Annotated in this window: 17 protein-coding genes, 1 riboswitch and 1 other annotated feature; of the genes, 12 read left to right on the top strand and 5 right to left on the bottom strand. The window is 35.3% G+C overall.

Translation table 11 applies throughout. The features are described 5' to 3' along the window. Nucleotides 1-2: 2 nt before the first annotated feature. The 3 genes from ACXKY9_RS25195 (at nucleotide 3) to ACXKY9_RS25185 (ending at nucleotide 1,895) form a co-directional block, all read left to right on the top strand. On the top strand, nucleotides 3-1,196 hold the full coding sequence (locus ACXKY9_RS25195) for an MFS transporter (RefSeq protein ID WP_001293750.1): 1,194 nt from the start codon (nucleotides 3-5) through the stop codon (nucleotides 1,194-1,196). A 180-nt stretch (nucleotides 1,197-1,376) separates the two neighbouring features. After that, complete coding sequence (locus tag ACXKY9_RS25190; protein WP_000792610.1) at nucleotides 1,377-1,589, top strand: DUF3955 domain-containing protein; 213 nt, start codon at nucleotides 1,377-1,379, stop codon at nucleotides 1,587-1,589. A 66-nt stretch (nucleotides 1,590-1,655) separates the two neighbouring features. Next, on the top strand, nucleotides 1,656-1,895 hold the full coding sequence (locus tag ACXKY9_RS25185; protein WP_000980954.1) for a DUF3947 family protein: 240 nt from the start codon (nucleotides 1,656-1,658) through the stop codon (nucleotides 1,893-1,895). Nucleotides 1,896-1,923: 28 nt separating this feature from the next. Here the strand turns inward: ACXKY9_RS25185 and crcB (ACXKY9_RS25180) are convergent, their stop codons facing one another. Together crcB (ACXKY9_RS25180) and crcB (ACXKY9_RS25175) are read right to left on the bottom strand one after the other, a co-directional pair. Further along, complete coding sequence (gene crcB, locus ACXKY9_RS25180) at nucleotides 1,924-2,280, bottom strand: fluoride efflux transporter CrcB (RefSeq protein ID WP_000568580.1); 357 nt, start codon at nucleotides 2,278-2,280, stop codon at nucleotides 1,924-1,926. Then, the gene (crcB, locus tag ACXKY9_RS25175) at nucleotides 2,277-2,681 is read right to left on the bottom strand and encodes a fluoride efflux transporter CrcB (RefSeq protein WP_000639312.1); all 405 of its coding nucleotides are present in this window, start codon (nucleotides 2,679-2,681) and stop codon (nucleotides 2,277-2,279) included. The genes crcB (ACXKY9_RS25180) and crcB (ACXKY9_RS25175) overlap by 4 nt, the downstream gene beginning before the upstream one ends. 54 nt (nucleotides 2,682-2,735) lie before the next feature. After that, a riboswitch (Fluoride riboswitch) is annotated at nucleotides 2,736-2,795 on the bottom strand. Between the two features lie 232 nt (nucleotides 2,796-3,027). Between crcB (ACXKY9_RS25175) and ACXKY9_RS25170 the strand changes: the two genes are divergently transcribed. From ACXKY9_RS25170 to tyrS, 5 genes are all read left to right on the top strand, one after another. After that, entirely contained in the window at nucleotides 3,028-4,086 is a 1,059-nt protein-coding gene (locus tag ACXKY9_RS25170) for an endonuclease/exonuclease/phosphatase family protein (protein WP_000714051.1), read from the top strand. A gap of 32 nt (nucleotides 4,087-4,118) precedes the next feature. Continuing rightward, nucleotides 4,119-5,621, top strand: coding sequence for a DUF4077 domain-containing protein (locus ACXKY9_RS25165; protein WP_000455078.1), 1,503 nt, complete (start codon nucleotides 4,119-4,121; stop codon nucleotides 5,619-5,621). Between the two features lie 208 nt (nucleotides 5,622-5,829). Then, nucleotides 5,830-6,225, top strand: coding sequence for an SET domain-containing protein (locus ACXKY9_RS25160; RefSeq protein WP_000573649.1), 396 nt, complete (start codon nucleotides 5,830-5,832; stop codon nucleotides 6,223-6,225). Between the two features lie 382 nt (nucleotides 6,226-6,607). Then, nucleotides 6,608-7,525, top strand: coding sequence for a UDP-N-acetylmuramate dehydrogenase (gene murB / locus ACXKY9_RS25155; RefSeq protein WP_001057102.1), 918 nt, complete (start codon nucleotides 6,608-6,610; stop codon nucleotides 7,523-7,525). 97 nt (nucleotides 7,526-7,622) lie between these two features. Continuing rightward, nucleotides 7,623-7,838, top strand: a binding site (T-box leader). A gap of 56 nt (nucleotides 7,839-7,894) precedes the next feature. Further along, nucleotides 7,895-9,154, top strand: coding sequence for a tyrosine--tRNA ligase (gene tyrS, locus ACXKY9_RS25150; protein WP_001021098.1), 1,260 nt, complete (start codon nucleotides 7,895-7,897; stop codon nucleotides 9,152-9,154). A gap of 308 nt (nucleotides 9,155-9,462) precedes the next feature. Here the strand turns inward: tyrS and ACXKY9_RS25145 are convergent, their stop codons facing one another. The 3 genes from ACXKY9_RS25145 to ACXKY9_RS25135 form a co-directional block, all read right to left on the bottom strand. After that, nucleotides 9,463-10,641, bottom strand: coding sequence for an NAD(P)/FAD-dependent oxidoreductase (locus ACXKY9_RS25145; RefSeq protein WP_000043203.1), 1,179 nt, complete (start codon nucleotides 10,639-10,641; stop codon nucleotides 9,463-9,465). Between the two features lie 44 nt (nucleotides 10,642-10,685). Then, nucleotides 10,686-11,126 (bottom strand): DUF1641 domain-containing protein, encoded by a 441-nt coding sequence (locus tag ACXKY9_RS25140; RefSeq protein ID WP_001115311.1) that lies wholly within the window; start codon nucleotides 11,124-11,126, stop codon nucleotides 10,686-10,688. 435 nt (nucleotides 11,127-11,561) lie between these two features. Further along, complete coding sequence (locus tag ACXKY9_RS25135; RefSeq protein WP_000760475.1) at nucleotides 11,562-11,906, bottom strand: winged helix-turn-helix transcriptional regulator; 345 nt, start codon at nucleotides 11,904-11,906, stop codon at nucleotides 11,562-11,564. A gap of 372 nt (nucleotides 11,907-12,278) precedes the next feature. Between ACXKY9_RS25135 and ACXKY9_RS25130 the strand changes: the two genes are divergently transcribed. The 4 genes from ACXKY9_RS25130 (at nucleotide 12,279) to ACXKY9_RS25115 (ending at nucleotide 19,119) form a co-directional block, all read left to right on the top strand. Then, nucleotides 12,279-13,463, top strand: coding sequence for an MFS transporter (locus ACXKY9_RS25130; RefSeq protein ID WP_165370620.1), 1,185 nt, complete (start codon nucleotides 12,279-12,281; stop codon nucleotides 13,461-13,463). Between the two features lie 16 nt (nucleotides 13,464-13,479). Continuing rightward, nucleotides 13,480-14,319 carry an aldo/keto reductase gene (locus ACXKY9_RS25125; protein WP_000793551.1) on the top strand — a complete coding sequence of 280 codons (840 nt, stop codon included), beginning with the start codon at nucleotides 13,480-13,482 and terminating at the stop codon, nucleotides 14,317-14,319. Nucleotides 14,320-14,427: 108 nt separating this feature from the next. Next, entirely contained in the window at nucleotides 14,428-15,348 is a 921-nt protein-coding gene (locus ACXKY9_RS25120; protein ID WP_001022515.1) for a thioester domain-containing protein, read from the top strand. Between the two features lie 567 nt (nucleotides 15,349-15,915). Continuing rightward, nucleotides 15,916-19,119: a putative mucin/carbohydrate-binding domain-containing protein gene (locus ACXKY9_RS25115; protein ID WP_000038383.1), complete on the top strand. Its 3,204-nt coding sequence runs from the start codon at nucleotides 15,916-15,918 to the stop codon at nucleotides 19,117-19,119. Nucleotides 19,120-19,150: the final 31 nt, after the last annotated feature.

Raw genomic sequence — 19,150 nt, 5'->3', positions numbered from 1 at the left:
ATATGAGTGAAAACAATTGGAAAACGAAAATTATATTATTTTTGACCGCTCAAACTATTTCGTTGTTCGGTTCCTCTCTCGTGCAATACGCGATTATATGGTATATCACCCTTACAACATCATCAGGAGTGATGTTGACTATTTCAACTGTTTGCGGTTTTCTACCACAAATTGCGATATCTTTGTTTGCAGGTGTTTGGATTGATCGTTATGACCGTAAAAAGATGATTATGTTATCGGATGGAATTATAGCGATTGCGACGTTAGTCTTAGCAATTTTATTTTTAACAGGATATAAAAGTATTTGGTTACTTTTTATTGTGTTACTCATTCGTTCAGCTGGAACAGGAGTACAAACGCCAGCTGTGAATGCATTAATTCCGCAAATCGTTCCGAAAGAGTATCTTATGAAAGTAAATGGAATAAATAGCAGTATTACATCTTTAATTATGTTTCTTTCTCCAGCAGCAAGTGCTGCGATTCTTTCTATTGCCAGCATTGAAACAACATTTTTTATTGATGTTATTACAGCTATGATTGGAATTAGTATTATGTTTGTCATTCATGTGGAAGGACATGTGAATGTAGAAAGTAAGCAAAAATCTAATCTACAAGGAATTAAAGAAGGGTTCACTTATTTAAAAGAAAATGTATTTATTAAAAGGCTAATCGTTTTATTGATTATCGTCATGATTTTAATAAGTCCAGCTGCTTTTTTAACACCTTTAATGGTAACTCGTTCTTTCGGGGCCGAAATGTGGAGACTTACTGCTAGTGAGATGACCTTTAGTGCGGGTGCGGCAGCTGGTGGCGTATTGATTGCAGCGTGGGGTGGTTTTCGTAATCGTATGCATACAACAGCGCTAGCTTGTGCATTATATGGACTGCTTATGATTGGACTCGGAATAGCACCGATATTTATTATGTATTTAGTCTTTAATTTTTTAATTGGTATAACAATGCCGTGCTTCAATACACCAGTTACTGTGTTATTGCAGGAGAAAGTAGAACCATCAATGCACGGACGGATGTTTAGCCTTGTACAAATTGCGAATTCATGCGCGCTTCCTTTAGGAATGATAATATTTGGTCCGTTGTCGGATATGTTTAGTGTAGAGATTTTGTTAATTTATGCTGGGATATTCGTGCTATTTTGCGCAATGTATATTGTATTAAGCAAGAGGTTTGAAGTGTAAATATTTATAATTTAGAAGGTTTGCGAAGTGATTTAAGATGCTTTGCAAACCTTTTTGTTGTTTGTTCAGTCAATAATTATTTATTGTTTAACAATAAATAATTATTGACTGTTAATTCTTTTTTAGATAATATGATGGTAAGAATCTAAGGGGAATTACATAAGTAGAGGAGAATGTGAAATGAAAAATAAATACGTAGTAGCTATTTCTTTCATGATTTTAGCGATTATTTCTTTAACGATACATGCTTCAAACAGTAAAGTAGGAGCGGATGGATTTCTTGAAGAACCTTTCTTTTTCCTAGTACCGATAAGTTATATATTGTTCCTTAGTGGTATTGGTATATTGCTATTTGGATTTATTACTTCAAAGCTGAAAAAGGGCAATAGATAGGGACAAAACACTCACTATGAAATAGAAACATACCATATGGAAGAAAAAGAATAAGTGAGATGAATCATGATGAATCATTATTTTTATAATGGTAGACAAGTAGGAGCTGCTATTACGCTGGCTGGGGCACAAGGGACAATTCATGCTGTGAATCAAGCTATTCAAATGCAGCAACAAGCATATTTTGCACAAATGATGCAAATTCAGTATATGCCGTATTCACAACTTCCGATGCAAATTATACATTACGATGTACATCCAGCTGGTTTATTTTCCATTCCATATGGCGGGACATATTTCTTATGAAAGAAAGCGACTCAATAGAGTCGCTTTTTTATATTCCGCCTAACTTCATTCCAAGGAAGGCAAAGGCGATACCAATTATGTAAGTAGCACTTAAATATAAAAGGAAGATGTATAGTTTTTTACGATTGAGAAGCTGAACAGATTCTAATTTAAACGTAGAAAATGTAGTGAATGCGCCCATAAATCCAGTACCTAATAATAGTTGCCAGCCTGTAGTGACTCCGTTGCCAATTATATACCCAAGTAAAAATGCCCCTGTTATATTAATAAGGAATGTAGCAATTGGAAATTGTGTTTTATTTCTTTTCTTAAACCAATTGCTAATTGCAAATCGTGTAATCGCACCGAAAAATCCTCCTGTTGCGACTAATAAAGCTTCTATCATGAGTAATCACCTTCTGTAAGAGATTTCTTAATTAAGAAATCTCCAAGTGTATAGCCAAGGCCAGACATAATGAGGCCACCAAGTATGCTGCATGATACATATAAGAAGGCTATGCTCCACTCAGAATGATTGATCAATTGCACAGTTTCTACACTAAATGTTGAAAAAGTCGTAAAGGAACCGATGAATCCAGTTCCGATGCCTGTGATAACCTCTGAAGGTAAGATGTTTAGCCGAGCGATATAAGTAGTTAGCCACGCTAAGAAAAAGCAACCGATTAAGTTAATGAGTAATGTTGCCAATGGAAATGAATGATGCCAAAATGTGTTGATATTAAGACCTAAATAATAACGAGAAAGAGCTCCTAATATACCAGCAATGCCAACGATAATATAAATCAATTTTCTCACCTCTTTAAATAGCTTGCTCAAAAAAATAGACTCCTACCAGTATCCATACTGGTAGGAGTCATTAGCTAAGCAGCGTTTATGGCGAACTCCATCGCCTATGATTATTACATATAGTGTACTAAATATACCGTTTAATTTCCAGTGAGGAGGAGGGTGTAACTTTTCTTTTTTTGATGTCTGAAGGCTTTTTAAGTAATTAAAATGGGATCGATTACTTATCAACTAAATATAGTGATATACGGTTTTAATTATGATAAAATGTTTCTTATGTGTGTCGTTTTGTTTTATTTGACTGAAAATAAAGAAAAATAAATTTGCGTGAAAAGGAGTCATTTATTTGAAGAAATTTTTAAAAATCGTATTTACATGTGTTTTAGTAGTAGCGGGCATTGTAGGAGGATTTCTAGCTTATATGACACTTACTAAAGAACAGCCTGCTGATGTTATAAGCTTGAAGGTAGAGAATAATAAGGAGCGCGTATTAGCGACTGGAAATGAGTTTAAAGTTACAACATTTAATATTGGATATGCTGGGTTAGATAAGGATCAAGATTTCTTTATGGATGGTGGAAAGGGATCTGGTTCAAGTAGTAAAGAGCAAACGGAAACTAATTTAAAGAATATGCTTTCGTTTTTACAAAATGAGAATAGTGATTTTGCACTATTACAAGAAGTTGATATAAAGTCACTTCGTTCATTTGATGTAAATGAACATGAATTTTTGAAAAAAGGATTACCTGATTATGTTTCGTCATTTGGCAAGAACTACGATACGAAATGGGTTCCAGTGCCAATAACAAATCCAATGGGATATGCGGAGGCTGGATTAAGTACGTTTTCTAAATACACTGTTCAAGAAGCGAAGAGGTTCCAGCTGCCTGGAATGGAGCCTTGGCCAAAGCGTTTGTTTGATTTAGATCGAGCAATTGTGGAATATAAAATTCCTGTTAATAATGGAAAACATGTTAGACTCGTAAATTTACATTTGTCTGCTTATGATGAAGGCGGGAAAATTAGAAAACAGCAAGTAGAGTATTTAAAAGAATATATGAACAAGCATTATGAAAATGGTGATTACGTAATAATGGGTGGAGATTGGAATCAATTGGTTTCGAACGCTCAATTAAGTGATCCGAAGTTCGTGAAAGAGCGTCCTGAGTGGTTAGTAGAGTTACCGAAGGACTTTACAGACGGTGGCTTTAAATGGGCTGTAGATCCGTCTGTTATGACTGTAAGAGATGATGTAAAGAAATATGTAGAAGGTGAAAATTTCGTCACTATTATTGATGGCTTTATCGTTTCACCGAATGTAGAGATTGTAAATGTACAAGGGAAAGATTTAAAGTTTGAAAATAGCGATCATAACCCAGTAAGTGCGGTATTTAAACTGAAGTAATTGATATGTATAAGTAGAAGGTGGGGCTTCATATGGAGTGGTTAAAGAGGACTTGTTTTTCTAACCTTGAGAAAGAATCACAGAAAAATCATTTATTACTGTTTATAACGATTTGTAGTTTCTTCCTTGGGATAATCGCAATTGGGTATTATGGATATATTTTTACAGAGAGAGCCATAGCATTTTGGATTTGTGGTATTTCTGTCGTTGCATTTGGAACGCTTTTTACTTTTATAAAAAGTATGGAATCAGCGTATAAATATATCATGACATTTATGTTGCTTACAATGTCTTACATTATGGTACAAGCTTTTAATGAAAGCCCGGCTGTATTTCAAATGGTCTATTTTACATTAGCTGTTTCACTTATTTATTTAAGCGAGCGCCTCATTTTAATTATTGGCGGGGTAGCTGTTGTGATCACATTTATCCTTTGTAGCTATTGGCCGGAGCAATTTTTTGCTTATACAGCCTCATCTGAAGCTGCTAATTTCGCAAGTTTGTTAGCGATTGTAACAATCGCTATGTGGGGCGTCACGAAAATCGGTTCTAATCTGCTCCTTCGTTTAAGTGATGAGAAGCAAGAAGTAATGAGAAAAGCTCAGGAGTTAGAAGAGACGCAAAGACTTATTGAAGAAACAGTTGTGAAACTAGATAGTAATTTCAATCATTTAAGACAAAATATGAACACGTCGATGGAATCGATGAGTGAAATTAATTTTGCCTTTGAAGAGGTGGCAGTTGGTACGCAATCACAATCAGAGATGATGTATCGTTCGGTAGAAGTATTGAATGATATGGAGGGAAATATTGAGCAAATCATCTCTCAAGTAAGAACTGCATCGGCTCATGTGGATGAAAGCTTAGAAATTTCAAAAGGTAGTGTACATACTCTAAGAAATTTTGAAACTAACATGAGAAGTTTAAATGATGTTGTTTCACAGTCTGGAATTATATTTAGAGATTTAATGATGCAATCGAAACAAATTAATGAAATTGTAGATGTAATAACGAATATTTCAAGTCAGACGAGTTTGCTAGCTTTAAATGCAAATATTGAAGCTGCGAGGGCAGGCGAGCATGGAAAAGGTTTTGCTATTGTAGCGAGTGAAGTGTTAAAGCTTGCTGAAGAATCAAATCGTTCTGCGGGAAGAATTCAAGGGATTTTGAAGGAGTTTAGTAATCAAGCAAGTAAGGTAGAAGTGCAAGTAGAGAAGTCAGAAAGAGTACAAGAAGAATGTAACGAGATGTTAGCAAGTGTTTTAACAAATGTAACTGATTTAGGGAAGTTTATTGATGCGATTAATAAAGTAATGCGAGAGGTTGTTGTTCATCAAGAAAGTTTCCAAGTTAAAACGACGAATATTGTAAAGGATGTTACGCATGCTTCTAACGTAATTCAGCAAACTTCTACAGCTACAGAAGAAGTGCTAGCGAGTGTGGAAGAAGAAAAACATCGAAATGATACGTCAGTGAAGACGTTACAAACTGTTAGCGAGCAAGTGAAGTTGTTAGAAGATATTTTAGAAAAGTAATATTGCTTAGAAAGAGCACGAGTGATGTGCTCTTTTTTCATTGAAACGAATACTTGATAGGAATTTAATTGCTTTTCTGCGCGTTTTCTGCCAAGCTTAAGGAGATAAAGTGAGACTAGTACATACTGATTATTAGCCCTCACCAATCAAGCTATCCGCAAATAGCGGAATAAAATACTTCAAAGAAAGAATTATATAGGTGACGCATATGATCGAAGTTAAGACTTCTGAACTTAGTGATGGAGAATTTAATAGAGGTGTATTTGCAACTCGTGATATTAAAAAGGGTGAGTTGATACACGCAGCACCAGTTATCTCTTATCCGAATGAACAGCATGAACATATTGAGAAAACGTTACTTGCTGATTACGCATTTGAGTATGGAATCAATCATACGGCAATCCTTTTAGGATATGGTATGTTATTTAATCATTCATATACACCGAATGCAACGTATGACATCGTTTTTGAGAATCATACATTTAACTTCTATGCTTATAAAGATATAAAAGCAGGAGAAGAAATTTTAATCAATTATAATGGTGAAGTTGATAACGATGAGCTGTTATGGTTTGATAAAGAAAAAGAAGAGAACGAAAAGTAATATAAAGAGTATAGAAAGAGCACATTCTGTGGGATGTGCTCTTTTTTATTGATGTAAATAAAGTAAAAAGTACAAAAAAATACCACTTTCTTTTTGTGTGGTATAGTAAGATACTGAGGGATAGTGTTTTGAAAAAGTCATATATTTTACAAATTGTTGTCTTTCTGATGACATGTCAAGTTTAGTAGTCCATTTGGGTTGCTTTATTATGCAATATATATTTTAATATGAGTGGCACCTCTTATAAATTAAGAGGTTTATAGGTGTCTCGAATTGATTTTGGGTACACTGTATCCACCACTTTAGGTTTTTTCATGTACGTGGGGATATTATGGGCCCGTATAACGGGATAAAATGAATATAGAAATAGAGGAATCGTAAAATGAATATGCAAGAGGTTTATAAATATTTAAGTACGGTATTGCCTGAAGGACATGTTAAACAAGATGAAATGTTAAAGAATCATACGCATATTAAAGTTGGCGGAAAAGCAGATGTTTTTGTTGCGCCTACAAATTATGATGAAATTCAAGAAGTTATTAAATATGCGAACGAATATAATATTCCAGTTACGTTTTTAGGAAATGGATCGAATGTCATTATTAAAGATGGTGGAATTCGCGGGATTACAGTAAGTTTAATTCATATTACAGGTGTTACTGTAACAGGAACGACGATTGTAGCACAGTGTGGTGCAGCAATTATTGACGTATCACGTATTGCCTTAGACCATAACTTAACGGGTCTTGAGTTTGCTTGTGGTATTCCAGGTTCAGTTGGCGGAGCATTATATATGAATGCTGGTGCATACGGCGGTGAAATTTCGTTTGTATTAACAGAAGCTGTCGTAATGACAGGTGATGGAGAGCTACGTACTTTGACGAAAGAAGCATTTGAATTTGGATATCGTAAGAGTGTATTTGCGAACAACCATTACATTATTCTTGAAGCGAGATTTGAACTTGAAGAAGGTGTACATGAAGAAATTAAAGCCAAAATGGATGATTTAACGTTTAAACGTGAGTCAAAACAGCCTCTAGAATATCCTTCATGTGGTAGCGTATTTAAGCGCCCACCAAATAACTTTGCTGGTAAGTTAATTCAAGACTCAGGACTACAAGGTAAGCGAATTGGTGGAGTAGAAGTTTCTTTAAAACACGCTGGATTTATGGTGAATGTTGATAACGGAACAGCACAAGATTACATCGATTTAATTCACTTCGTACAAAAGACAGTTGAAGAGAAATTTGGCGTGAAGTTGGAGCGAGAAGTAAGGATTATTGGAGAGGATAAAGAATAACGAAATACGTATGAAGATATGAATTATTTTAAAATAACATTTGGGTATTGTTGACAATTTGTTTTCAATTCAATATAATGGCTAATAATTTAACAAGTAACATACGTTGAAAGAGCCCAGTAGCAGTTTGTCACTGTTAACGAGAGAGCTAGGGGTTGCTGGAACCTAGCACAAACAAACTTGCGAATTACACTCTGGAGTATCTTAGGTAATGCTAAGCGGACTAGCAATCGATATTATTGCTAAGAGTGGTATGAGTAGCTATGCTATTTATGCAAACTGGGTGGTAACACGGTGAATAATCGTCCCTATGTCTATCGTAGACATAGGGGCTTTTTTGTTTTTAAAAAATAAAGGGGATGACAAAAGATGAATATTATTGATGAATTAGAATGGCGCGGCGCCGTTAATCAGCAGACTGACGAAGAAGGCTTACGTAAGCTAGTAGAAGAGAAAAAGATTTCACTATACTGCGGAGTTGATCCAACTGGTGATAGTATGCATATCGGACATTTGATTCCGTTTATGATGATGAAGAGATTCCAATTAGCTGGCCATCATCCTGTTATTTTAATTGGCGGGGCAACAGGAACAATTGGTGATCCGAGTGGACGACAATCAGAGCGTCAGCTTCAAACGTTAGAAGTGGTTCAGCATAATGTAGATGCGTTAACAGCACAAATGAAAAAGCTATTTGATTTTGGTGGAAATAGCGAAGTGAAGATGGTAAATAACTATGATTGGACACATGAAATAAATATTATTGAGTTTTTACGTGATTACGGGAAAAACTTTAGCATCAATAGCATGTTAGCGAAGGATATTGTAGCAAGCCGTTTAGATACAGGTATTTCTTTCACAGAATTCACGTACCAAATTTTGCAAGCGATGGACTTCCACCATTTATACACGAAAGAGGATGTTCAACTTCAAATTGGTGGCAGTGACCAATGGGGAAATATTACGAGTGGTTTAGATTTAATTCGTAAGTTAGAAGGTCATGAGGCGAAAGTATTCGGATTAACGATTCCGTTATTATTAAAATCGGACGGTACGAAGTTTGGTAAATCAGCGGGTGGTGCGGTTTGGCTTGATCCTGAAAAAACGACACCGTTTGAATTTTACCAGTTCTGGGTAAATACAGATGACCGTGACGTAATTAAATACTTGAAATACTTTACGTTCTTAACGAAAGAGCGTATTGATGAATTAGCAACGAAGGTAGAAACAGAGCCTCATAAACGTGAAGCGCAAAAAGTGTTAGCGGAAGAAATGACGAAATTTGTTCATGGAGAAGAGGCGTTCCTGCAAGCTGAGAAAATTACAGCAGCGTTATTTAGCGGAGATATTAAATCGTTAACAGCTGATGAAATTGAACAAGGCTTTAAAGAAATGCCAACATTCCAGTCTTCAAAAGAGACGAAAAACATCGTAGAGTGGCTAGTCGATTTAGGGATTGAACCATCTAGACGACAAGCACGCGAGGACATTAATAATGGTGCGATTTCTATGAATGGTGAGAAAGTAACAGATGTGGGTACAGATGTTACTGTAGAAAATTCATTTGATGGAAGATTTATTATTATTCGTAAAGGGAAGAAGAACTACAGTCTTGTGAAATTAGGATAATAAGTAAGGCTGGAAAATATATCGGCGATTTTTCGAATATATCGACCGTAACTCAAATTATATCGGCGATTTTCGAAATATATCAGCGCAAATCCGAATATATCAGCGATTTTCCCAATATATCGATTTACCGACAAAAAGCGACAATAAGAACTGTTCCGAACGGGACAGCTTTCATTATAAAAAGTCAGTATATTTAGATAAATTTAAAGGGTATATAATTTTTTTGACGAATAAATAAGTTAGAGAAAATTACGGATAAAAAATAGCCCGAACCATGCAGGGCATGATTCGGGCTTATATTCAGATTAGTAAGCTAAGCTGAATAGACCTTTAATGTGTGATAAGTAACGAACGTTACTTGCTTCTTTCATTAATGATGCTGGTAAGCCTTTAAGTGGAGTATTACTTGCTCCAATTGTAGCAACCGCATCTTTACGTCCTAGACTAGCAAGTGTTCCAGAGTTTACAGGTGCGAACTCTTCCAATGCTTTGCCTTCTAGTGCTGCGTATAAGTTGTATCCAATTAACTCACCCATTTGCCAAGCGATTTGTGCAGTTGGTGGGTATGGACGTCCGTCTGGAGCGAAGACAACAGCGCTGTCTCCAGCAACGAATACGTCTTTGTGAGAAGTAGATTGTAGGTATGCATCAACTGTTGCACGTCCACGGTTAACTTCAAGACCTGATTCACCGATTAATGGGTTACCTTGTACGCCGCCTGTCCAAACGAATGTGTTAGCAACAAGTTTTTGACCGTCTTTTAAGTCGATTTCATTGCCAGCAACGTTTGTTACAGGAAGACCAGTTAAGAATGTAACACCGCGTGCTTCTAGGCTAGTAGTTGCACGTTCGATTAAGTGGTCTGGTAATACTGGAAGGATTTTTGGACCTGCTTCAACAAGAAGAAGTTTCACTTCTTTTGGATTTACGCCGTGGCTTTTTGCAAGTTTAGGCATAATGTCAGCAAGCTCACCAACTAGCTCAACGCCAGTTAATCCGCCACCACCGATTACGATTGTAGCATCAGCTTCGTTTTTCGTTTTCGCGTATTCACGAATACGGTCTTCAACGTGTTTGTAGATTTTGTTTGCATCAGCAGCCGATTTTAATACCATGCTGTTTTCTTCTAGTCCTGGAATACCGAAGTAAGCAGTTTTACTTCCTAAAGCAACTACAAGTGCATCGTAAGATAAAGTAGTGCCACCAGCTAGTTTGATTTCTTTGCTATCAACTGAGAATGACTCAACTGTTGCGATTTTAAGATCGATGTCTTTCCCTTTGAAAAGCTTTGTAAGTGGCATTGCAACTGCTTGCTCAGACACGTTACCAGCTGCAAGGCGGTGTAGTTCAGTGATGATTTGGTGTGTTGGGTATTGGTTAATCACTGTAACTTGTGCTTCTGATTTGCTGTAATATTTACGTACGTTTAAAGCGGCAAGAAGACCGCCATAACCAGCGCCTAAGATGACAATTTGTTTTGACATAGTATGATATCCCCCGTCTTTACTAATTGTTGTTATAAGTTAAATTATTTATTGTTACGTTCTGCACTAATTTGAAGATATGCGTTCACAAAGCGGAACATTTTTTGTGCTTGTGGATCTTTTAGTAATTTTAACAGGCCGAATAGGCCGATAACTTCGTTGCTTTCTTCAGCACGATCTTTCGCTTCGATTGCAGTTGCAGCCATGCTTTTCACTGTATCTTTTACAGGTTCTACAAGCTCTGTAATTGCACCAACAGTGTCGCTTTTTAATACTTCATCAGTAGCAACAGTTTGAGCGAAGTCATAAGACTTAGTTAAAATGTTAACAAGCTCAGTTAATTTTGGAAGCTGTTCTACTAGTGTTGTTAATGATTCTTGTACCTCAGGTTTTAACAACTGATCAAGTACATCAAGTTGTCCTTGGCTAGCAGAAATTTGTACAGTTTCTTGTTCTGGCTTTGTTTGAGTCATAGTTTCTGGCATCTCCAATTCTCCTTTACGATAGCAATACTCTTATTTTTTATAAGTAAGATAGTAAACGTTTACGAAACTTTATACAAAGTTTCACAAAACACAATAAAATGCCTTTAAATTTATGACAGCAAGTAAGCTGCAAACATAAATCTAAAACCATAACGTCTTACTTATTATTTATGAACTGTCCGATACATGGCTTGTCCGCATAATGGAAAAGCTCCGTTACCGGAAAGTGTATATAATATATATCCTATATTATATACTATATACACCTATGTTAACATAAAAATGATTCCTAATTATTTGATATTGAGTGTATAACGTAGTGCTGACAAGGTATGAAAGCGTATAAAATATTTTGTTCCAGTTAGAAATGTATATACATATAAAGAAAAAAAGGAAAAAATGAACAAATTCATGTTCGTTTTTTCCTTTTTCCTATTATTCACCTTCTACAATTAGCATCGATGTGTTACCGCTTTTTTCAAGATGGCATTCGCCCCAAGTACAAAGAGAATCAAGAATGGACTCTAAAGACCAACCGTATTCTGTAAGTGAATATTCTACTTTTGGTGGTACTTGATTGTATACCTTTCTTTGAATAACCCCATCGTCTTCTAATTCACGTAATTGCTGAGTTAACATTTTTTGTGTAATCCCAGGCATTAAACGTTTTAGTTCACTCGTTCTTTTTGTGCCTTTCGTTAGATGACAAAGGATAACAACCTTCCATTTTCCACCGATAACCTCTAAAGTCGCTTCAACGGGAATATTATATTTCTTCATATAAAAATCTCCTTTGATGAATGTAGATTTAAGTTCTCCAACAAAAGAAGCTAAATAATTAAATGTTACTAAAAAGTGCCTATAGCACTTTAAAGTACGTACTTTTTATCATGTTGAATATGTTCCATAATAGCATACGTAAGAGGGAAATGAGTAGTACGGTACTAAAAAGTGCCTATGTTACTTTTAGGTACCTATCGTACTTTTAAGTGCGTTCTTCAAAAAAAGAGTAAAGCCATTCATAATAGCGTATATCAACAGTAAAGTTATTTTTGTAGAAGATAAAAAGGCCTTTTTATCATACTATTATGATTGGATTTCTCGCATTAAGGAGGAGTTCAATTGAATTCATATACAGTATCTTCTTCGGTTATGCAGACGAATCGGAGAAGTATGTTTGCTTTATTAGCACTAGCAATTAGTGCGTTTGGAATTGGTACAACTGAATTTATTAGTGTCGGCTTATTACCATCTATCTCAGAGGATTTACATGTTTCTGTTACAACAGCGGGGTTAACTGTTTCTTTATATGCATTAGGAGTAGCGTTTGGTGCTCCAGTATTAACGTCATTAACAGCTAGTATGTCGCGAAAGACGTTATTAATGTGGATTATGATTATTTTCATTATTGGTAATGGAATTGCGGCGGTAGCAACAAGTTTTACTGTGTTACTTATTGCGAGGGTTGTATCTGCATTTGCGCATGGTATTTTTATGTCAATTGGATCTACAATTGCGGCTGCGCTTGTACCTGAGAATAAACGTGCAAGTGCAATAGCATTTATGTTTACTGGTTTAACTGTTGCGACTATTACAGGTGTACCAATTGGAACATTTATCGGTCAACAATTTGGCTGGAGGGCCTCGTTTATTGTTATTGTGGCCATTGGAATCGTTGCTTTAATCGCCAATAGTATGCTAATTCCTTCTAATTTAAAAAAAAGTACGTCTGTATCATTTCGCGATCAATTTAAGCTGATTACGAATGGAAGACTGTTACTTGTATTTATTATTACTGCATTAGGATACGGGGGAACGTTCGTAACATTTACGTATTTATCTCCGTTATTACAAGAAGTAACAGGATTTAAAGCAAGTACCGTTACAATTATTTTGTTAGTATACGGAATTGCAATTGCGATTGGGAATATGGTCGGGGGAAAATTATCAAATCATAATCCGATTCGAGCGTTATTTTACATGTTCTTTATTCAAGCGATTATATTATTTGTTTTAACATTTACAGCGCCATTTAAAGTCGCTGGATTCATCACAATTATTTTCATGGGACTATTCGCATTTATGAATGTTCCAGGGCTACAAGTGTATGTTGTTATATTAGCTGAGAGGTTTGTACCTAGCGCTGTTGATGTAGCATCGGCGATTAACATTGCAGCATTTAACGCAGGAATTGCTCTTGGTGCTTACTTGGGCGGTATTGTAACGAACTCGTTAGGATTAATTCATACGGCTTGGGTAGGTGGAATTATGGTAGTAGGTGCTGTTGTTTTAACTGCGTGGAGTATGACATTAGAAAAAAGAGATCAAGTAAAATAAAAGGAGAGAAAATAAAATGAAAAACTTACAAAGTAAAACAGTATTAAATAATGGTGTAGAAATGCCTTGGTTCGGTTTAGGTGTATTTAAAGTAGAGGATGGACCAGAACTTGTAGAAGCAGTGAAATCGGCGATTAAAGCAGGATACCGCAGCATTGATACAGCTGCAATTTACGGAAATGAAAAAGCTGTAGGTGAAGGAATTCGCGCGGGTATAAAAGAAGCAGGCATTTCTCGTGAAGATTTATTCATTACTTCAAAAGTGTGGAATTCGGATCAAGGATATGAAACGACACTTGCTGCATATGAAGAAAGCTTAAAAAAATTAGAGCTGGATTATTTAGATTTATACCTTGTTCATTGGCCTGTAGAAGGGAAATATAAAGATACGTGGAGAGCGTTAGAAACACTTTATAACGAAAAACGCGTACGTGCAATTGGGGTAAGTAATTTCCAAATTCATCACTTACAAGATGTAATGAAAGATGCAGAAATTAAACCAATGATTAACCAAGTAGAATACCACCCTCGTTTAACACAAAAAGAATTACAAGCTTTCTGTAAAGAACAAGGTATTCAAATGGAAGCATGGTCACCACTTATGCAAGGTCAATTATTAGATAACGAAAAATTACAAGAAATTGCTGAGAAACACGGTAAAACAACAGCGCAAGTTATTTTACGTTGGGATCTTCAAAATGGAGTAATCACTATTCCAAAATCAACGAAAGAACACCGCATTATTGCAAATGCCGATATATTTAATTTCGAATTAACGAAAGAAGATATGGAAAAAATCGATGCGTTAAATCAAAATCACCGCGTTGGTCCAGATCCTGATAACTTCGATTTCTAAGATTAAAGTAAGAAAGAAGAGTGCGTAAAAGCACTCTTTTTTTGTGCATAAAAATAGTTTCTAAATAAATACTACTTAGTATTAAGTTTGTGATAAGGGGCTGTAAACATGAATATAAAGCAATCGTTCAAGATTTTAGCTATGTTTTTAAGTGTTTTATTTGTGTTATTCCCGCTTCAAAAAGCATTTGCAGAAGTTATGGACCATACAAAGTATGAAATGAATTGGAGTTATAGTAAGTCAAAGAAGAAACCAATTCGAACAGAGCTTATTAAAACCGCAGATGGCAAAATTGCTTTTTGCTTAAATGTAGATTTGAAATCTCCAAGCGGTCAAGATTTACCGGAAATGGGGAAAGTGGATATTAACGTATACCGTGTACTATTGAATGGATATCCACAAAAGAGTCCACAAGAATTAGGTGTTTCTGATTGGAGAGAAGCACATTACGCAACGCAGCTTGCAGTGTGGAATGCGTTAAAACAAATCGATATTAATGATTTAGATTTCCGCAATAAAAATGTAGAGAAAGTAACGAAAGACATCGTTGCAAAAGCAAGCGCTAGTGAAGAGTTACAAGAAATTACGATGAGTGTAACTCCTACAGAAGAACAAGAAGCAGTATTAAAAAATGATTTCTTTGAAACAGGTTTATATACAGTAGAAACAAATGCAAAAAGCGGAACGTATAAAGTACAAGCAACAGGTGCACCAGCGGGCGTGAAATTTGCAAATGAAAAAGGCGAAACAAAAACAGAATTTAATGTAGGAGAAAAGTTCCGCATTTTAATTCCAAAACAAACACCAGCTGGTGGATTTAGCTTTAAAGTATCAGGAAATTTAACGAAATTACAAGGGATTGCGCATAAAGGTACATCGACTATTCAAAATGCAGTAGTATTACTTGAGCGTAGTGAAGAAAAAACAAGTCCAGAGTTAGCGGTAAGTTGGAAAAAGGCTGAGGCTCCAAATAAACCAAATAAGCCATATACTCCAAATGAACCGCATAAACCGAATCAAAAGAGATAATGAAAAAGCATTGGCGTATGCCAATGCTTTTTTATATGAATTCTTTAAAGGTATATCAAGATAATAATTAATCGAGTGAAACACTATTTTAACGTTTTAAAAAGTATTTAAAAATAATAAAATGTGACAAAATCTAAACGTTGCAATAAATAGATTTTATTCACGAAATTGTAACATTATTCTAATTAGAGAGGCTATCAAACAAAGTGTAAAGCGTGTAAAATTCATTTGGAAAAACTACCTATAGATGGTCATATATGAAGAAAATGTAAGTTTTTATTGTTATTTTTAGATGTATAGATGACAATACTGAAAAATATCTTTTACTATTCTCTTTTTTATGTAGCAAGAGAACTCATCACAAATAGAGAGAAGTGAGGAGGGCATATTACATATAAATTTTACAATGTAAGAAAGCGAATGCATGGAGAGAAATGCGGTAGTAATATATACAGGTGCGCGAGGTGTTAGTCCATTCATCAAATGTTTTTATAGGAATAATAGGATTACTTATTAGATGAATATATAGGGTAGTTTATCTAAATAAAGGAACAGGGGACACAGATTATGTCGAAGAAAAAGACGAGTAGGGTATTAGTAGCTGGAATATGTATATCTACATTATTATCGCCAGTAGCTTTCGAAGCATCGAAAGGATATGCAGCACCTTTGGAAGAAAATAAAGGTGGGAAATTAGAAGAGGTAAAAGAGAATAAGTTTGAGCAGAGAGTATTTCAGTTGCCGGGGAAAGGTAGCGTAGAAGAAAATAATCGTTTAAGAGTTACTTGGAAACTTTCCGCTAATGAACCGACTGGAATTTATGCAGAGCCAAATGAAGAGATTACAATTGACATAAAAGGAACGCAGTCTATCCAAGCTTTTATTGGAACGAGATCTTATGATGAAAAGGACCCAGAGGAGTTTAATTTAAAACCAGGGAAAAATGTTATTTCATCTTCAAGAGGCGGTATTTTATATTTTTATAATATGAATAACGAAGGAGAAGTAACAGCTTCCGTTACAAATGGTGGTAGTCACTTTCCTTTATTTATTTTAGGTAAGCATACAAAAAAAGATTGGGATGAAATGTTAAAAAAATATAAGGATCCTTATGCAGTTGAATTAAAAGGTGAGAGAAGCTTAATTACTACTACTTACGATTCTGTGCAGAAATATATGAAGAATACGGATCCAACAGATTTAATGAAATTGCATGATAAGATTATCCGTTTAGAAAACGCAGTGGCAGGATTATCTGAGGACAGTGTTGGGTTTGCAAAATCTCCAACTCATTATGTTCAGTTTGTTGAAAAACGGAAGCCTGCTAAAGGGGACTTTATGTTTGCAAAACATTATCATACAGGATATATTCCAACTGCAATGAATAGAGTTTTAGATATAGAGGTACTTGAGAAGGATGGATGGGGACCGTGGCATGAAGTTGGTCATTTACATCAGCAAGAACCGTGGAAGTGGTCTAAAGTAAGGGAAGTAACAGTAAATATTTACTCATTAGCTGTTCAAAAGGCGTTAGGGAATCAATTAGAAATGGATGAGCACTATAAAAACTCATTTGAGTATTTAGAGAAGCCTAAAGCAGAAAGATTCATTGATGACATTAATCCTCTTACAATGTTTTGGCAATTAAATGTAGTGTATGGAGAACATTTTTATCCTAGGTTACATCAAGCTTATCGTTTGTTACCTCAGAGTGAAATGCCTCATTCTGATGAAGAGAAAAAGCAGCTATTTATTTATATGACATCGCAAGTGGCAGGGCAAAATTTAATTCCTTTCTTTGAGGAATGGGGATTAACACCAAATGATGATATTAGAGAGAAAATAGAAAAATCAAAGTTACCTAAATTAGAAAAGGAAATCTGGAAAGCTACAGATAGTAATGATATTCGTGAGAAGCAAGTTGAACCGTATAAGGTTCCATATGGTGAACCTGCTAATGAAGTACAAAATCTTTTAGTTGGTACAGATTCTGACGAGAATGAAGCAAGTAAACTTGTTCGAAATTTAGGTGAGAATGTAAAAGTAACAGGAAAGATTGTATGGCCTAAACTAGAGAATGGTAAACAGGAAGTGTTAGTAGAAATTGGGGATGAGAAAGGAAATAAAAATTCAATTCCTGTCCAAGTTAACGGATTTTATGATGACAGTATAGTTTTTCAAGGACTTTCAGATGATGTAATGTCGACAGTGACACTTCACCACAATAAGAAGAAATTAAATGTAAACTTTACTAATAATGAAATACATTACCGTTTTGAAAAAGAAGAATATATGGGCTTAACGCTATATGATCGAAATGGGATTGAAAAGAAACGTGTATCTGCAGAAGGACAAGAAACGGGAAAAAGATTTGCGATGGAACTAAATGAATTGGATTTTGAATATGGTGATGTAGTAAAAGTATTCCATGCAGAACCGGATCGTCTGAAGTTGTACCAAAATAATACACTTGTAGATCAAGGGAAGGCTAAAAATAAAAAAGAGAAATTATTCCAAATCACTGAGCAAGGGTTCGAATTAAAAGAGAGTTTACAAGAAGTGACGGCGAAACCGCAAAAAGTAGTAGTCGGAATGGATGTAGACAAACTAGATCCGAAAGAATTTGTACAAGTAAAAGATGGAGAAGTGGTTGGTTTTGCAGAAAAACCAAATACATCAAAAATCGGAGAACAAAAAGTAAAAGTAGAAACGAAAGATCGATTTGGAAATAAGAAAGTGACAGAAGTTCCTCTAACAGTAACATATGGAGATAGCCTACTTGTATATGGGCTGAGCTATAGAGATGGTGACTTAAAATCAATTGTAACTTTACATCATGATACGAAAAAACTGAGTGCGACAGATACAAAGAACCTAATTCATGATTACTTTAAAGATGAAAAGTATTTTGAATTCACATTGTACGATAAAGAAGGAAGAGTGAAGAAAAATATAGCAGTAAAAGGTTTAGAGAATACGCAAGAATTTGCTAAGGAGGTAAATGGAATTGCATTTGAGTATGGAGATGTAGTGAAAGTATATCATGCGGAATCTTCTCGTTTACATTGGTATCAAAAAGATGTATATGTGGGCGAAGGAAAAAGTAAAGAGATAAAGGAATTAGTCTTCAAAATAACTGAAAATGGATTTGAAAGATTAGACGGTGAGCAAACAGTAAAAGCAAATCCGCAGCAAGTAGTAATCGGAACAAATAGCGAAACGCTAGACGCGAAGAACTTTGTTGAAGTACAGGGTGGAGAAGTAGTAGGTTTTGTAGGGAAAATAGATACGACAAAAATTGGTCAGCAAACAGTAAAAGTAGAAACGAAAGATCGATTTGGAAATAAGAAAGTGACGGAAGTTCCTGTAGAGGTGACATATGGGGATAGTCTAGTCTATCAAGGTGTGTCCGATGTTACACGTTCAATTATTACGTTAAACCACGCTGAAAAGAAATTACATGCAACATTTACAAATGATGAGATTCATTATCGCTTTGTAAATGAACAGTATATAGGCCTTACGATTTATGATCAAAATGGAACTGAGAAAAAGCATGTAACCGCAGAAGGACAAGAAACTTCGCAGAATTTTGCAGAACAAGTAAATGGTATGGCGTTCGAGTATGGTGACGTATTGAAAGTGTATCATGCCGAGTCAGATCGTTTAAGTTGGTATAAAAAGAGTGAGTTAGTTGGAAAAGGAGATAAGAAAAAGTTTAAAGAAATTTCCTTTAAGATTACTCCAAATGGTTTAGAGCAAGTGCAATAATAAGAAAAAGCTCGTAAAACATTATGTTTTA

Source organism: Bacillus sp. 2175, assembly GCF_057812155.1.
Note: the sequence above shows the minus strand (reverse complement) of the source record. Positions and strands in the feature narration are given on the sequence as shown.

What these genes read in the sequence shown, in the direction of transcription:
- ACXKY9_RS25195 (WP_001293750.1), top strand. Translation starts at nt 3, where the DNA reads ATGAGTGAAAACAATTGGAAAACGAAAATTATATTATTTTTGACCGCT.
- ACXKY9_RS25190 (WP_000792610.1), top strand. Translation starts at nt 1,377, where the DNA reads ATGAAAAATAAATACGTAGTAGCTATTTCTTTCATGATTTTAGCGATT.
- ACXKY9_RS25185 (WP_000980954.1), top strand. Translation starts at nt 1,656, where the DNA reads ATGATGAATCATTATTTTTATAATGGTAGACAAGTAGGAGCTGCTATT.
- crcB (WP_000568580.1), bottom strand. Translation starts at nt 2,280, where the DNA reads ATGATAGAAGCTTTATTAGTCGCAACAGGAGGATTTTTCGGTGCGATT.
- ACXKY9_RS25165 (WP_000455078.1), top strand. Translation starts at nt 4,119, where the DNA reads ATGGAGTGGTTAAAGAGGACTTGTTTTTCTAACCTTGAGAAAGAATCA.
- ACXKY9_RS25160 (WP_000573649.1), top strand. Translation starts at nt 5,830, where the DNA reads ATGATCGAAGTTAAGACTTCTGAACTTAGTGATGGAGAATTTAATAGA.
- murB (WP_001057102.1), top strand. Translation starts at nt 6,608, where the DNA reads ATGAATATGCAAGAGGTTTATAAATATTTAAGTACGGTATTGCCTGAA.
- tyrS (WP_001021098.1), top strand. Translation starts at nt 7,895, where the DNA reads ATGAATATTATTGATGAATTAGAATGGCGCGGCGCCGTTAATCAGCAG.
- ACXKY9_RS25145 (WP_000043203.1), bottom strand. Translation starts at nt 10,641, where the DNA reads ATGTCAAAACAAATTGTCATCTTAGGCGCTGGTTATGGCGGTCTTCTT.
- ACXKY9_RS25140 (WP_001115311.1), bottom strand. Translation starts at nt 11,126, where the DNA reads ATGCCAGAAACTATGACTCAAACAAAGCCAGAACAAGAAACTGTACAA.
- ACXKY9_RS25135 (WP_000760475.1), bottom strand. Translation starts at nt 11,906, where the DNA reads ATGAAGAAATATAATATTCCCGTTGAAGCGACTTTAGAGGTTATCGGT.
- ACXKY9_RS25130 (WP_165370620.1), top strand. Translation starts at nt 12,279, where the DNA reads ATGCAGACGAATCGGAGAAGTATGTTTGCTTTATTAGCACTAGCAATT.
- ACXKY9_RS25125 (WP_000793551.1), top strand. Translation starts at nt 13,480, where the DNA reads ATGAAAAACTTACAAAGTAAAACAGTATTAAATAATGGTGTAGAAATG.
- ACXKY9_RS25120 (WP_001022515.1), top strand. Translation starts at nt 14,428, where the DNA reads ATGAATATAAAGCAATCGTTCAAGATTTTAGCTATGTTTTTAAGTGTT.
- ACXKY9_RS25115 (WP_000038383.1), top strand. Translation starts at nt 15,916, where the DNA reads ATGTCGAAGAAAAAGACGAGTAGGGTATTAGTAGCTGGAATATGTATA.